At 62.6% G+C, this 14495-nt stretch carries 14 protein-coding genes; 6 read left to right on the top strand and 8 right to left on the bottom strand.

The genetic code is table 11. The annotated features are described in order from the left end of the window. Window positions 1-4: 4 nt before the first annotated feature. From OQ248_RS27265 to OQ248_RS27250, 4 genes are read right to left on the bottom strand one after another with little or no spacing between them, the layout of a single operon-like run. Entirely contained in the window at window positions 5-412 is a 408-nt protein-coding gene (locus OQ248_RS27265) for a RidA family protein (protein ID WP_265814755.1), read from the bottom strand. A gap of 31 nt (window positions 413-443) precedes the next feature. Further along, window positions 444-827, bottom strand: a complete 384-nt coding sequence (locus tag OQ248_RS27260) for a hypothetical protein (RefSeq protein WP_265814754.1) — start codon at window positions 825-827, stop codon at window positions 444-446. Next, entirely contained in the window at window positions 824-1330 is a 507-nt protein-coding gene (locus tag OQ248_RS27255; RefSeq protein ID WP_265814753.1) for a PaaI family thioesterase, read from the bottom strand. Before OQ248_RS27255 ends, OQ248_RS27260 begins: the two co-directional genes overlap by 4 nt. Before the next feature lie 58 nt (window positions 1331-1388). Beyond that, window positions 1389-2342 (bottom strand): LysR substrate-binding domain-containing protein, encoded by a 954-nt coding sequence (locus tag OQ248_RS27250; protein WP_114882477.1) that lies wholly within the window; start codon window positions 2340-2342, stop codon window positions 1389-1391. 143 nt (window positions 2343-2485) lie between these two features. Here OQ248_RS27250 and OQ248_RS27245 point away from each other — a divergent pair, with 143 nt between their 5' ends. Next, a complete protein-coding gene (locus OQ248_RS27245) occupies window positions 2486-3664 on the top strand; it encodes a M20 aminoacylase family protein (RefSeq protein WP_265814752.1) in 1179 nt (392 codons plus the stop codon). 30 nt (window positions 3665-3694) lie between these two features. Next, a complete protein-coding gene (locus tag OQ248_RS27240) occupies window positions 3695-4999 on the top strand; it encodes an MFS transporter (RefSeq protein ID WP_265814751.1) in 1305 nt (434 codons plus the stop codon). A gap of 19 nt (window positions 5000-5018) precedes the next feature. On the opposite strand, the gene OQ248_RS27235 is transcribed toward OQ248_RS27240, so the two are convergent. Then, entirely contained in the window at window positions 5019-5303 is a 285-nt protein-coding gene (locus OQ248_RS27235) for a DUF4880 domain-containing protein (protein WP_085708409.1), read from the bottom strand. Between the two features lie 214 nt (window positions 5304-5517). Here OQ248_RS27235 and OQ248_RS27230 point away from each other — a divergent pair, with 214 nt between their 5' ends. After that, complete coding sequence (locus tag OQ248_RS27230) at window positions 5518-7428, top strand: tyrosine-protein phosphatase (protein WP_265814750.1); 1911 nt, start codon at window positions 5518-5520, stop codon at window positions 7426-7428. 29 nt (window positions 7429-7457) lie between these two features. On the opposite strand, the gene OQ248_RS27225 is transcribed toward OQ248_RS27230, so the two are convergent. Together OQ248_RS27225 and OQ248_RS27220 are read right to left on the bottom strand one after the other, a co-directional pair. Further along, the gene (locus OQ248_RS27225; RefSeq protein WP_265814749.1) at window positions 7458-8432 is read right to left on the bottom strand and encodes an AraC family transcriptional regulator; all 975 of its coding nucleotides are present in this window, start codon (window positions 8430-8432) and stop codon (window positions 7458-7460) included. 82 nt (window positions 8433-8514) lie between these two features. Next, on the bottom strand, window positions 8515-9420 hold the full coding sequence (locus OQ248_RS27220) for a LysR family transcriptional regulator (protein WP_096821669.1): 906 nt from the start codon (window positions 9418-9420) through the stop codon (window positions 8515-8517). Window positions 9421-9525: 105 nt separating this feature from the next. Here OQ248_RS27220 and OQ248_RS27215 point away from each other — a divergent pair, with 105 nt between their 5' ends. Genes OQ248_RS27215 through OQ248_RS27205 form a run of 3 tightly spaced genes read left to right on the top strand, consistent with a single transcriptional unit; the run spans window position 9526 to window position 13762 of the window. Then, on the top strand, window positions 9526-11253 hold the full coding sequence (locus tag OQ248_RS27215) for an amidohydrolase (RefSeq protein WP_265814748.1): 1728 nt from the start codon (window positions 9526-9528) through the stop codon (window positions 11251-11253). 39 nt (window positions 11254-11292) lie between these two features. Next, complete coding sequence (locus OQ248_RS27210; RefSeq protein WP_265814747.1) at window positions 11293-12366, top strand: C45 family peptidase; 1074 nt, start codon at window positions 11293-11295, stop codon at window positions 12364-12366. A gap of 49 nt (window positions 12367-12415) precedes the next feature. Beyond that, complete coding sequence (locus OQ248_RS27205) at window positions 12416-13762, top strand: MFS transporter (RefSeq protein ID WP_265814746.1); 1347 nt, start codon at window positions 12416-12418, stop codon at window positions 13760-13762. Window positions 13763-13777: 15 nt separating this feature from the next. Here OQ248_RS27205 and mntP read toward each other — a convergent pair whose 3' ends face one another. Beyond that, window positions 13778-14341: a manganese efflux pump MntP gene (gene mntP, locus OQ248_RS27200; protein ID WP_119429096.1), complete on the bottom strand. Its 564-nt coding sequence runs from the start codon at window positions 14339-14341 to the stop codon at window positions 13778-13780. Window positions 14342-14495: the final 154 nt, after the last annotated feature.

Below are 14495 nucleotides of genomic sequence, written 5' to 3'. Positions count from 1 at the left end.
AACACTACACAGGTATAGCCCGCCTGCGCACGGCCACACATTTGATTTCCACCAGCAGCCCCGGATGGGCCAGCTCGCTGACGCCGATGCAGGTCCAGACGCAGAAGCCTTTGGGGAACACGCGGTTCTTCACTTCGCGAAACACCGGCATGTGCTGGCTCATGTCGACGTGATAAGTGGTCATCTCCACCACGTCTTCGAAGGTGCAACCGCCGGCCTTCAACACTTCGTCGAGGTTTTCCCAGGCACGGATGAATTGCTGCTCGGGGTCTTCGATGACTTTCAAATCTGCCGTCCTGCCCACCTGACCGGCGCAGTAAAGCGTGTCGCCGACCAGAACCGCCGGGGCATAACCGGCGCGTTCGACGATGGGTTTCATGGATTCGGGAATGATGATTTTGCGATCGGACATGGCCGGGGCTCCTGGCAATCGTTGGATCGGATCACTTCGCTCGAAAGTACCGGATCAGGTTGACCGATTTTGTGAATATCGCATAAGCCACTGCTGCGATCATGAGTCCGGCGATGGCCAGGCCGACCGCGTTGATGCCGGTGATAAGCAGCATGTAGAGCGACAACATCAGTATCAACACAACATAACTGACGAGTGTCTTTCTAAAGAACGCCAACAGCAGCGGGATGAATGCCACTGCCACCGAGTGGATGGCCACCGCCTGCAAAATCTCGATTATCAGATACAAGAACGCATCTTCGCCGCTTGCTTGCGTGGCGATCAGCCAGGATTCGTTCATCAGCCAATTCAGGGTGCCAACCCCCATCAGGCTGATGAGGACAATCAGTGCCATGTTTATTGCTTTGGTACTCATTGGTCTTCATTCCGCCCATGAGCGGCGGCCGCCAACTGCTCGGTATCCACCCGCACAAACACCGAATCACCCACCGCCGTCAGCACATCCCCCGCATACACCTCGCAGATCACCCGGCTCTTGCGCCCGACTTCACCCTCGACTTTCGCCTTCAACGTCAGCGGCACGCCCATGGGCGTCGGCTTGATGAACTTGATGCCGAGGTTGCCGGTGACGCAGTTGATCCGTGGCAGGCTTTCGGCTTCACGCCCTTCGGTGCGGTAGTGGTAAGCCATCGCCGTCCAGTTGGAATGGCAGTCCACCAGCATCGCGATCAACCCGCCGTAGACCAGCTCCGGCCAGCCGCAGTATTTGGCTTCGGGCACATGCTCGGCCATGACGTGTACGCCGTCTTCGTGCCAGAAACTCTTGATGTGCAAACCGTGCGGATTGCTGCTGCCGCAGCCGAAGCAGATGCCGTCGGGGGCGGCGGTATCTTGCAGGGAGGTGTCGAGAGGGGACATGCCGGGGTCATCCTTAAACTGTTAGCCGAACCGGGCCGAATCTTAACCTTGAACAGCCTCAGATCAACAACCCCAAAGTATCGAACAACTCGACATCCTCCGGCCTCGCCGAGCGTGCACGGCGGCGAATCACTTGCAGCAGGCAATCGACAAAACACTGCGCCGCCGCGCCCAGCGGGGCGTTGCGCGGGGTGACGATGCCGATGACATCGTTGGCGAACGTCTCGGCCAGATCGAGCCGGGCCACGCGTTCGCGGTAGCCGGGCACTGTCAGCATCGGTTCGGGAAAGTAGCTGAGCATGTCGGTCTGCTCGATCAGCGACAGGGTCAGTTGCGGCGAGTGGGCGCGGTGGATGTGTTGCAGGTCGATCTGCGCCCCGTGTTGCCAGAACAGCTCGGTCATCAAGCCTTCGTGGCTGGCGTCGGGGTAGTTGACCACCCAGTCCTGGTCGAGCAGTTGGTGGATGGAACTGGCCTTGCGCAGCGGATGATCGTGCCGGGCGACCACTGCCATGCGGTAGGAAAAGATCGGTTCGCTGACGAACTCCGGGCGCGGCAGCAGCGACGAGACCAGGCCCACCGCGAACTCCATGGTGCCGTCGCGCAGTTTTGGCAGGGCCACGGCCATCAGGCCTTCGAAGATTTCCAGGCGCACCTGCGGCATGCGCTGGCGGAACAGGGTGACGACTTCCGGCAGCAGGGTCATGCCCATCCACGGCGAGATGCCCAGGCGCAACTGGCCCTGGGCCTGATCGCTCAGGTGCGTGAGCTCCAGTTGCGCGCGCTCGAGCTGACTCAGCATCTGCCGCGCATGCTGCAGCAGCGACTGGCCGTAAGCGGTCAGCACCACGCCGCTGGCATTGCGTACCAGCAACGGCAATTGCAGGTGTTCCTCCAGTTCGCGCAGGGCCTTGGCCACGGCGGTCTGCGAAACCCCCAGTTGCCGCGCCGCCGCACGAATGCTGCCGCAGTCGGCAATCATCACCAGCGCCCGCAGTTGATGCAGCTTCATCCTTTTCTCCCGTTGTGGCGGTGTAAACCCACGGTTTTCAGCCCCCGTTTTTTGCGACTGCCGCGGCATTCGGCAAGTCATTAGGATCGCAGGGTATCAGTCGAACACCCGAAAACGCCCCCATAAAAACAAGGAACCTGCTGATGACCGATCTGCCTGCACTGCCCGGTATCCGTGCGCTCGAAGAAGAAATGATCGCGCTGCGCCAACACATTCACGCCTACCCGGAACTGAGCTTCGAAGAGTTCGCCACCGCCGATCTGGTGGCGGGCAAGCTGAGCGAATGGGGCTATGAGGTGCATCGCGGACTGGGTGGCACCGGCGTGGTCGGCCTGCTGCGCCAGGGCAGCGGCGACAAGATGATCGGCCTGCGCGCCGACATGGACGCGCTGCCGATCATCGAGCAGACCGGGCTGCCGTATTCCAGCCGTCACGAAGGCGTGATGCACGCCTGCGGGCACGACGGGCACACGGCGATGCTGCTGGCGGCGGCGCGTTATCTGGCCGAAAGCCGCGACTTCGACGGTTCGCTGGTGGTGATCTTCCAGCCCGCCGAAGAGGGTGACGGCGGCGCGCAACGCATGCTCGATGACGGCTTGTTCGAACTATTCCCGTGCGACGCGGTGTTCGCCATGCACAACATGCCGGGGTTGCCGGTGGGCAAGCTGGGTTTCCTCGAAGGGCCGTTCATGGCCTCCACCGACACCGTGACGATCCGTGTCGATGGCGTTGGCGGTCACGGCGCGATGCCGCACAAGGCGGTCGATCCGGTGCTGGCGGGATCCGCAATCGTCATGGCGTTGCAGAGCATCGTCTCGCGCACTGTCGATCCGCTGGACACGGCGGTGGTGACGGTGGGGGCTTTTCATGCCGGGATCGCCGCCAACGTGATTCCCGATCACGCCGAACTGCAACTGAGCGTGCGCGCACTCAAGGCCTCGGTGCGGGACGAACTGATCGAGCGCATCACCCGCATCGCCCAGGCCCAGGCCGGCGGTTTCGGGGCGCGGGCGACGGTGGATGTGGACGAGGCGCAACGCTTCCCGGCGCTGTTCAACGATGAGGCCAAGACTGCTTTTGCGCGGCAAGTGGCGCTCGATTGGGTGGGCGAGGAAGGGCTGATCCCGAACATGAAACCGCTGACCGGCAGCGAAGATTTCGCGGTCATGCTGCAACGCTGCCCCGGCTGTTATCTGCTGATCGGCAATGGCGACGGGGAGGGCGGCTGCATGGTGCATAACCCCGGTTACGACTTCAACGACGACTGCCTGGCGACCGGCGCCAGCTACTGGGTGCGACTGGTGGAAGCCTTTTTGGCCTGATCCGCTTCGACAATTTCAGGAGTTCGCCCCATGTCCACCGTCATTACCAGTGCCGCTGCCACTGCACCCGCGACGCGCAAACCCATCGGTGCGCGGGCGATTGCCGCGATCACTATTGGCTCCGGTCTAGAGTTCTATGATTTTTCCGTCTACAGCTTTTTCGCCACGCTCATTGGCCGACAGTTTTTCCCGGTAGAGAGCACGCTGGGGCAATTGCTGCTGTCACTGGCCACATTCGGCGTCGGCTTCGGTATGCGTCCGATCGGCGGGATCGTGTTGGGTGCCTACGCCGACCGGGTCGGGCGCAAACCGGCGATGATGCTCACGCTATGGCTGATGGCGCTCGGTTCGCTGCTGTTTGCCATCGCCCCCACCTACGCGCAGATCGGCCTCGCCGCACCGGTGCTGATTGTGCTGGCGCGGCTGGTTCAAGGGTTTGCGATGGGCGGCGAAGTGGGCGCCTCCACGGCGATGCTGATGGAGTACGCCGACGATAAAAACCGAGGTTTCTACGGGAGCTGGCAGTTGTTCAGCCAGGGCTTGAGCTTCATGTTCGGCGCGCTGGTGGCGCTGGGGTTGAGTTCGACCTTGTCGGCCGAATCCCTCGAAAGCTGGGGCTGGCGATTGCCATTCGTGCTGGGGATGCTGGTGATTCCGGTGGGGCTGTATATCCGTCGCCACCTCGATGAAACCGCCGAGCAGGAACCACCGGGCGATGGCGCCACCTCCGGCCTGCGCCTGATTTTCCGTGACTATCGAAAAGTCCTGCTGACCGGCGTGCTGCTGGTGATCGGCAGCACGGCGTCCAGCTACATCGTGCTCGATTACATGACCAACTACACCGTCAGCGTGCTGCACCTGCCGATGACCATGGGTACGACGGCTGCGTGCCTTGGCGCGCTGGTGCAGATCAGTCTGTCGATCTGGGCCGGTCGTTTGAGCGACCGCATCGGCCGTCGCCGCACCATCGCATTGGGCTGCATTCCGATGCTGTTGCTGATCTATCCGGCGTTCATGTTGATGAACCGCTTTCCGACCCTGAGCACGTTGTTGGGTGTTTCGATGGTCACCACGTTGTTTCTGGTGCTGATCACCGTGCCGACGCTGGTGCTGGTGACGGAGATGTTCCCCCGCAAGATTCGCGCGTCGGGACTGTCGATCATCTATTGCCTGGGTGTGTCGGTGTTTGGCGGGTTTGCCCAGTTCTTTGCTACCGGGCTGATCGGTCTGACCGGTAACAACAACGCGCCTGCGCTGTATGTGATGACGTGTCTGTGCCTGACCCTGGCAGGGCTGGCGATGGTGCGGGAGACCGCAGGCAGGCCGCTGGAGTGAGCGGCCCGGGCGCGGCGCACTAGTTGCGCTGCGCCAGGTTGCGTTGAAACTCTTCGAAGCTGCATGGCAGCGTCGTGGCTTTGCGTTTTTTCGACTTGTCGTGCTCGTCGGGCAATTGATCGCTCAACTCCCAGACCTCAAGCATCTTCGCGTACTCGAAGGCGTGGCGCGGACTGCTCTGAATCCATTGCTGGAAAGCCTGGCGTTCGTCAGGCGTGCAGGTTTCGTCTTGCAGGCGCAGGCACCAGTGCGCCGCCTGATTGAGGATTTCATCGTCGGCGTCTTGAGGGCTTTGGAGGTTCATTGACTGCTTCCAGGATGGCCGGAGAGGGCACTTTACCCTGCCTCTTGCAAAAAAAACGTCAAAGTTCGACAGGGATTTAGCCTGCCTGACGGACAGAAAGCGCGCCCGCCGGACAGATCGCGCCGCCATTTCCGCTTTTCGAAGTTTTGCCATATTCAGTCACATTTCGTTGTAGATAGTGGGCAGCCCAACCGGTTTCCAATGAGGCTGCATCGTGTTTCCACGTCTTCTGTGTTCGCTGTCCGTGTTGAGTCTGTCCATTGCCGCCGCCCACGCGGCCGACCTTGATACCCCGCGCCTGCAGGGCATCGACAACTTCCGCGATGTCGCCGGTATCACCACGGCCTACTCGACGACCCATGACGGCACGATGCGCGCCGGTGTGTTCTACCGCTCCAACGCGCTGACGCCGACGGCGTCGGATCTGGCGACCCTCAACGGTCTGGGGATCAAGGCGGTTTTTGACCTGCGCACCCCCAGCGAAATCGCGGCCACGCCGGACACCATGATCAGCGGGGCGACCTACCAGAACATCGACATCATCGGCGCCACCACCTCGGGGGCGAACATCACCACGGTTTCGTTCAAGAGCGCGGCCGATGCGATTGCGATGATGCAGGAGACCAACCGCGCCTTTGTCAGCGACGCCGGCATGCGCGGTCAACTGGGCGTGCTGTTCAACGAACTGGCCGGCGTCGACGGCGCCGCGCTGTTCCATTGCACCGCCGGCAAGGACCGCACCGGCTGGACCGCCGCCGTGCTGCAGAGCATCGCCGGGGTCGACAATGCGACGATCATGAGCAACTACCTGGCGACCAACGATTACACCGCCGCCCGCGTGGCCAAGACGCTGGCGATGATGCCGCCGAGCATGGCCGCGGTCTACGCGCCGCTGTTGGGCGTGGAGGCCAGTTACCTGCAAGCCGGTCTGGATCAGGTGACCGCGCAATACGGCAGCATGGACAACTACCTCAAACAGGGTCTGGGTCTGTCCCAGGAAACCATTTACGTGCTGCGCGGCAAAATGGTCGAGTACAACGGCCTGCCGGGTCAGGCCGGGCTGATCGGCAACGCCGCCGCCGGCGCGCAACTGTTGCAGGAATTGCAGAACAGCAAGCTGTCGGGCACCTACAGCGCCTACAACTACTACCTGCAATCGGCCATCGACGCCGGCACTCTGGGCGGCGTTGAATCCACCGTCGGCGGACAGGTGCACGCCGATGCGGCGAGTTACTTGCTGCGTCAGAACGCAATGATCGAACAGGCCGCCGCACCTTTCGCCAGCGGCACCGACCTCAAGGTCGGCCAGTACCGTTTGTGGAGCACCGCGCTCGCCGGTTACCTCGGCACCGACGGTTCGGCCCATGCGCAAAGCAGCAATGAACACAGTCAGGGCTTGATGGTCGGCGTTACCCAGCGCTTCTCCGAGCAACTCAGCGCGCGCGGCGGGATCGGTTACAGCAAAGGCACCGTCGGCGGGGCGGGCGGCGAGGCTGATACCGACTTCACCTTCCTCAATCTGGGTGCCCGTTATGGCTTCACCAGTCTGGAACGTGGCCTGTTTGCCGATGCCAATCTCAGCGCCGGTTACGTCGATTACGACAGCAAGCGCGACCTCGGCGGCGGCCTCGGTTCGGCGAAGGGCGACACCCACGGCAACCTCAGCGGCGCCACGCTGGCGCTGGGTTATCGCCTGCCGATGAACGATGTGGTTCTGGAGCCAAGTCTCGGCGTGCGCGTCAGCCGTCTCGACCTGTCGGGCTTCCAGGAGAAGGGCAGCGAACTGGCCCTCGACGTCGACGGCCTCCAGCAAACCCGCCGCAGCGCCGTGGCCAATCTCGACGTTTCGTTCGCCCCGATGCCGATGGGCGCGTGGCAACTGGTGCCGGGCGTGCGGGTCGGTTACGAGCGTGTGCTCGGTGAACATCAGGTCGACAGCGAAGGCCATCTGCTGGGGCTGGATATCGAACAACGCGCGGCGTTCGACAACCGCGATCAGTTCAGCGGCGGCGTCAACCTGATGGCCAACCTCGGTGCGCTTAGCCTGGGCGCCGAAGTCGGTGCCAGCGGTGGAGGCGACAGCCACGGCTTCAGCGGCGGGCTCAAGGCCAGTTATCAGTTCTGATCAACCAAAGGTGAAGAAAAAGGACTGCCTCAGCGCAGTCCTTTTCGCATTTCTGCAGGGCTCACGCCGTAGGCGTCCTGAAAATACTGGCAGAACCGGCCGACGTTGCTGAATCCGTATTGCAGGGCCACGTCGGTCACCGATGACGATGGGCCGCGTTTCAGTGCTTCGCAGGCACGCTCCAGCCTGACCTGGCGCTGGTACGCGACAATCGAAGTCCCGACGAATCGCCGGAAGCCTTCCTGCAAGGCTCTGAGGCTGACGTTCACCAGTCCCGCCAGATCCGTCCCGCTGACCAGTTGCTCGGGATGCGCCTGAATGTATTCGATGGCTTGCTTCACGTGTCGAGGGGCGAGCTGTGCCTCGGGGCGGCGCAAGGCCTCGCTGAAATTGTGCGGCCAGGCTTCCAGCACCGCGTCCACCAGCATCTCCCGCAGGCGCGATGGCATCAGCGAGCCGGCGTTCAGCAACAGGTCGAATTCGGTGCCGGTGGCCAGGTCGATCAATGCGCGAATGCCCTGAAACGCCGGGCTGTTCAGATCCACCCTCGGCTCGAAATGCAGCTTGTGCACGATCGGTCGGCCCAGCAGCGACGACAGGCGTTCGGTGAGCGCTGCGCGGCTGATCGACATGCCGTGCTGGGCATGATTGTCGACGAAGCGCATCGAGCGCAGATCCGCCTTGTCGATGGCCAGCCCGATGTGCGGCATGCCGAGCGATTCGGTCGAGTCGTTGAAAATGATCTTGCCGGCGGTGGGGATCACGAAGGTGATTTCATCGTAGGGCTCGGGGAACGCCACGGTGAAATCACCCCGGTAATGCATGCGGCGGAAACTGACCCCGTCGTGCCGTCCGTAGACGCCGCCGATGATGATGTCCTTGGGCGGCGGCGGTGTATCGCCATAACGATTGCCGAACATGCGGGAAAACAAAGCGCCGAAGTCATCGCAGGACATGTCGGCGGATCTGAGAATGATGGTCTGGCGCGTCGGGCTTGAGTACACCGGGAAGGTCACCTTGGCAGTCGGGGCAAAGAGGCGCGAGGACGTTAGCAACCGTGAATGACAGCGACATGACACAAACGGATTACGCCGCTTGCCAGTGCGCCTTCAGGAAATCGATGAACACCTTCACCTTGCGCGTATTGCGCCGATGGGCCTGGTACAGCACGTAGATCCACGGGCCGAAAGCGCTGGGTTCACGCCAGTATTCGGGCATCAATTCCACCAGTTCGCCCCGGGCGAGATACGGCGCGGCGCTCCACTGCGGGAGAAATTGCAGGCCCTGGCCGTCGAGCAGGCAGGCCAGCAGGAAATCGTAATTGTCGCTGGCGATGCGCGGGGTCGGCTGGGTCATGCGCAGTCGTCGTTCACCTTGCTTGACCCACCAGAAATGCCGGTTGAGCAGCGGATGACGGAAGATCAGCCAGTCGTGCTGGTGATAGTTGTCCAGTGACACATCGCTGCCCTTGCGCGCCAGATAGGCCGGGCTGGCGCAGAGCTGCACGCGGTTTTCCACCAGCGGCTGGGCGATGACTCCCGGAAGATCGATCGGCCCGTCACGCAGCGCCAGGTCGTAGCTGCCATCCACCGGGTCGTCGTAGTTGTCGCTCAGATCCACTTCCAGATTCACCTGCGGGTGCTCGTTCAGAAAGCGGCAGCACACCTGATTGAGAAAGGCCGGGGCGAAGGAGGGCGGGGCGATGATGCGCAATTCGCCGCGCAATTCGTGCTTGAGCTGTTCGACACCTTCGCTGGCCAGTTGCAGTTGCAACAGTGCCTGACGCGCGCCTTCCAGATAGATCCGCCCGGCCTCGGTCAGCGCCATGCGCCGGGTCGTGCGGTCGAACAAGCGGCTGCCGAGTTCTTCTTCCAGTTGCGCCACGGCTTTGGTCAGGGCCGACGGCGTGTTGCCGAGCACCTCGGCGGCACGGCTGAAATTACCGTGCTCGGCGGTGGCGACGAACATGGTCAGGGCGCTCATTTTGTCCATTGATCTATTCCTGATGGGCACAGAAGTTGTGCGTGAGACGGCATTCAGTTATCCGGCGGGCTTGGCTAATCTGGCCTCAGCCTAACAAAAATAACGAGAACGCTCATGAAGCAGCTTCTGACCCTGATGGTGTCGTCCGCACTGGCCTGTGCCTCGCTGGAAAGTCTGGCGGCCACCGACCTGATCCTGCACAACGCGAAAATCTACACCGCCGAACCCGGCCAGCCGTTGCAGCAGGCCGTCGCCATCGAAGGTGACAAGGTCGTCGCGGTCGGCTCGGATGCGCAGGTGCTGCGCCTCAAGACCGCCGACACCCGGCTGATCGATCTGGGCGGCAAAGTGGTGATGCCCGGTTTCATCGACTCTCACTCCCACACGATCAAGGGCGGCCTGCAGATGCTGCAGGCCAATCTCGACGGGCAGATGCTGCCGCTCGATGAACTGGAATCGCGCTTGCGCCAATGGCGTGAGGACGGCAAGGCCTGGCGCGGCGAATTCCTCAGTGTCGGCGGATTGCCCTCGACTTACTGGAACCAGACCGACGCGCTGGAGCAGCGTTTCAATCAGGGCGAGTGGGCCGATCAGCCGTTGTTGCTGCTGGGTTGGGACCTGCACACCGGCTGGGCCAATCAGGCGATGCTCAAACGCGCCGGCATCGATGCGGCGCGCATCCAGGCGCTCAAGCCCGAAGAGAAAGACACCCTCGGTCATCATCCGGACGGGCAGCCGAATGGTTTTATGGTGGACGCCGGGCTCTATCCCGTTCAGGCCCTGTTGCCGCCGCCGACCGATGAAGCGCTGCTGGCGGGCGGTCGCGCCGCGCTGGATTACTACAAAAGCCTCGGGATCACCGGTTGGATGGACCCGCTGGCCAACGAACTGCCCGGCGCCGACGTGAAAAACGACTCGCTGGGTGTGCTGCCGACGTACAAGACGCTTTCGGAAAACGGCGAACTCACCGCCCACGTCGCTGCGTTGCTGATGGCGGATTCGAAGGCCACTCCAGCGGATCTCGATGAACTGGACAAGGTCCGCCGGCAGTTCCTCGGCGTGCACAACCTGACGCTGCCGGGCATCAAGGTGTTCGCCGACGGCGTGGCCGAATCGCCCGCGCAGAGTGCGGCGATGCTGGAGCCTTACAAGAACTCGAAAAAGTCCGGCGAGCTGCTGATCGATCCGGCGCACTTTGGCGAATTGGTCAGCGCCGCTGACGCCCGTGGCTGGCTGGTGCACATCCACGCCATCGGCGACCGCGCGGTGCGCGAATCACTCAACGGGATCGAACGGGCGCGCAAGGATCGCCAGAGCGGCATCGCCCATTCCATTACTCACCTGCAAATGGTCAACCCGAAAGAATTCGCCCGGTTCAAGGCACTGAATGTCATTGCCTCGATGCAGATGTACTGGGCCAGTGCCGATGAATCGAGCATGGATCTGGTCAAGCCCTACGTCAGCGCCATGGCCTTCATGTACACCTATCCGGCGCGTTCGCTGCTCAAGCAGGGCGCGACCATCGCCGGCGCCAGCGACTGGCCGATCACCACGCCGGAACCGTGGAAAGCCATTTACCAGGCTGTCAGCCGCAAGGGCCCGAAAGGCGTGCTCAACGCCGCCGAAGACATCGACCGCCAGGTCATGTTCCAGGCCTACACCCTCAATGCCGCCAAGGTCCTGCGCCTGGAAGATCAGATCGGCTCACTCAAGCCCGGCAAACAGGCCGACCTGATCGTGCTCGACCGCGATGTGTTCACGGTCGCCCCGGAAGCCCTGCGCGACACCCAGGTGCTCAATACCTTCTTCGCCGGCCGCGAAATCTATCGCCGCCAGCCGTAAGCCGCACTCCGATTACAACGCCAAAAAGGAAAACCCTTCGTGAACCTTCATTGCTTCGTCACCGACACCCGTAACCCGCAAACCCGTGGGCACCAGATCGGTGATGCGTTCAGCGCGCAGATTCGCCAGACCGTTGCGCTGTACCTCGACTTTTTCAATCAGCTCGATATCCCGCCACAGCAAGTGCGCGCCATCGGCGAAGCCAGTCTGAAAGCCCTGGAAGACTGGAGCCCGGCGCTGGCCGAGGAAATCGTCGCCATGGCCGAAGGCGCGGATCTGCCGCTGTGGCAACTCGCGGCCCTGAACGCCCGCACCGAAATCCTTGCGGTCATGCCCTCGAATGAAGGCGAATGCTCGACCGCCGTGTTCGCACCCCATGGCCCGCAGGCGCCGAAAACCATCCAGACCTGGGACTGGCACGACACGCTGGTGCCCAACGGCCTGATCCTGCAACTGACCACCGATGCCGGGATGACCGTCAAGCTGTTCACCGAGTTCGGCATGCTAGGCAAGATCGGCGTCAACAGCGCAGGCCTCGGGCTGCACTTCAACATTCTTCACCATGCCAGCGACAACGGCAGCGGCGGGGTGCCGGTGCACGCGATTGCGCGGCGAATTCTGGAACAGGCGCGCAGCGTGGATGAGGCCATCGAACTGGCGCGTTCGGCACGGGTCAGTGCGTCCACGGTGCTGACGGTGTTCGCTCGCGAAGACTCGAAAATCCGCGCCTGCAGCATCGAAATGTCACCTGCCGCCACTGCCGTGGTGCTGCCGGACGCCGAAGGCTGGATCACCCACACCAACCATTTCCTTGACCCGGAGCTGAGCACTGGCGAACGCACGCCGGACGCCTCGACCACCTACGCGCGCATCGATCACGTCAACGCCTTGCTGAACGGCATGACCGAGGGCGACCTCGTGCGCCGGGCCGATGCCATGTGCGGCGCGGCCGGCGAAGAGGCGCCGATCTGCTTCCATCCCGACCTGAGCATGCCGGCCACCGAACGCTGGGAAACCTTGCTGACCATTGGCATCGACACCGAATCCTGTGTGCTCGAATTCGCCGCCGGCAACCCGAAACAGCTGGCTCGCAACGGTTACCAGCGCTTCTGAAACCCTTGCAGCAACGCCCCGAAAAACAACAACAAGAGGAGCACCCCACATGGCCAGTCACCCTAAACGCACGGCGGGTTCACCGTCGGCGCTGAGAACCTTCTTCGTCTCCGGGATGGGCACCGCCCTGGAGTTCTATGACTTCGTGATCTACGGCACCGCCGCCGCGCTGGTGTTCCCCAAGGTGTTTTTCCCGCAGATGGACCCGCTCACCGCGACGCTCGTAGCCTTTGGCGCGTTCGGCGCGGGGTTCTTCGCCCGGCCGTTGGGCGGCATGGTGTTCGGGCATTACGGCGACAAACTCGGCCGGCAAAAAATGCTGGTGATCACTTTGCTGTTGATGGGCCTCAGCACCTTCCTGATCGGCTGCCTGCCGGGTTACGCAACAATCGGCGCAGGCGCGCCGGCGTTGCTGGTGCTGTTGCGACTGGTGCAGGGATTTGCCGCCGGGGGCGAGTGGGGCGGGGCCGCGCTGTTCGGCATCGAATCGGCACCCGTGGGGCGTCGAGGGTTGTGGGGCAGCTTCACCAGCATGGGCATCGGCATTGGCGGGATTCTCGGCTCAGCGGTGTTTGCCGTGGTCAGCGTGGCGGCGAACGATGACCTTGCCGGGTTTGCCTGGCGCATTCCGTTCTGGCTTGGCGGCGTGCTGGTGCTGGTCGGGCTGTATGCGCGGTTGCAGAAACCGGCCCAGTCGCTGGGCGAGTCGAAGGGACACGGGCGCATGCCGTTGATCGAAGCATTGCGCGCACGACCTCGGGCCATGTTGCTGTGTACCGGCATCGCGTTTGGCTACGTCACCATCGCGTATATCGGCAGCACGTTCTTTCTGTCCTACGCCACGCAACTGGGTTATGGCAGCACCGATGCGCTGATTTTCGACATCGCGTTATCGGTTGCCATCGTCATCACCGCACCGTTGTTTGCCTTGCTCTCCGACCGCATTGGCCGGCGCAAGGTGATGATCCTCGGGGCATTCATCATGGCAGCCGGGTTCTTCGTGTTTTTCCCGTTGGTGGGGCTGAAAAGCCTGTTGGTATCGACGTTCGCCTACATCGTGATCGGTGCGTTCATGGGCGCAACGCAGGGGCCGATCCCGGCGTTCCTGGCCGAGCAGTTCCCACGGGACATGCGTTATTCGGGGATGTCGGCGGCGTACCAGATCGGTGCCGCGTTGGGTGGCGGGACGGCATCGAGTGCGGCCACGGCCATTCTGATTGCCAACAACCACGACGCGTTTGGCGTTGCGGTGTACGGGGCGGTGGCGTTGGGGATCGTCGCGGTCTGCTCGTTCTTCCTCAGGGAAACCGCGCACCTGAGCCTGGAACAAATCGACGCGCCATCGGGCGGCGCGTTGAGCTCTGCGCCGGTGCCGGGGCGTTGGCAAACACCCTGACACCGGCATTCAGGATCAGGCCGAAAGGTGTTCGTAGAGAATCGTCGCACCGACGATCATCAGCACCACGCCGCCGACGATTTCCGCGCGTTTGCCGACCACGGTACCCAGCACCCGACCGAGCATCACGCCAATGGTGACCATGGTCATGGTCGCCAGGCCAATGGCGCCAGCGGCCACCCAGATGTTCACATCGACAAACGCCAGACCGACGCCGACGGCCAGGGCGTCAATGCTGGTGGCCACGGCGGTGACCGCGAGAATGAAGAACGAGTGCTGCCCCGGTTTTTCTTCTTCGGCTTCCTCATGCTTGAGGCCGTTGTAGATCATGTGCAGACCGAGCGCGACCAGCAGGGTGAAGGCGATCCAGTGGTCCCAGCTTTCGACCCAGCGGGTGGCGGCCTGGCCGATGAACCAGCCGATGACCGGGGTGATCGCTTCGATGACGCCGAAGATCAGACCGGTGCGCAGGGCTTCGGTCAGGCGTGGTTTGTGCAGGCTGGAGCCCTTGCCGATGGCGGCCGCGAAGGCATCCGTGGACATGGCGAGTGCGAGGAAGATCAGGGAAACAGGATTCACGGGCAATACTTCCAGTCGGGCCATGAGTCAACGACACAACCACACGCCCGACTTTCGGCATGGATGTGTCGTCGGTCTCACCAACCAGAAGGTGTTCGCACCACGGCATGTTGCCGAATATGTTGATACGAACGCGTCCGAGGGGCTCGGAAGC

Source organism: Pseudomonas sp. COW5 (genome assembly GCF_026240005.1).
Taxonomy (GTDB): Bacteria; Pseudomonadota; Gammaproteobacteria; order Pseudomonadales; family Pseudomonadaceae; genus Aquipseudomonas; species Aquipseudomonas kribbensis.
The sequence above is the reverse complement of the archived record's forward strand: the minus strand, read 5'-3'. Positions and strand labels throughout refer to the sequence as shown.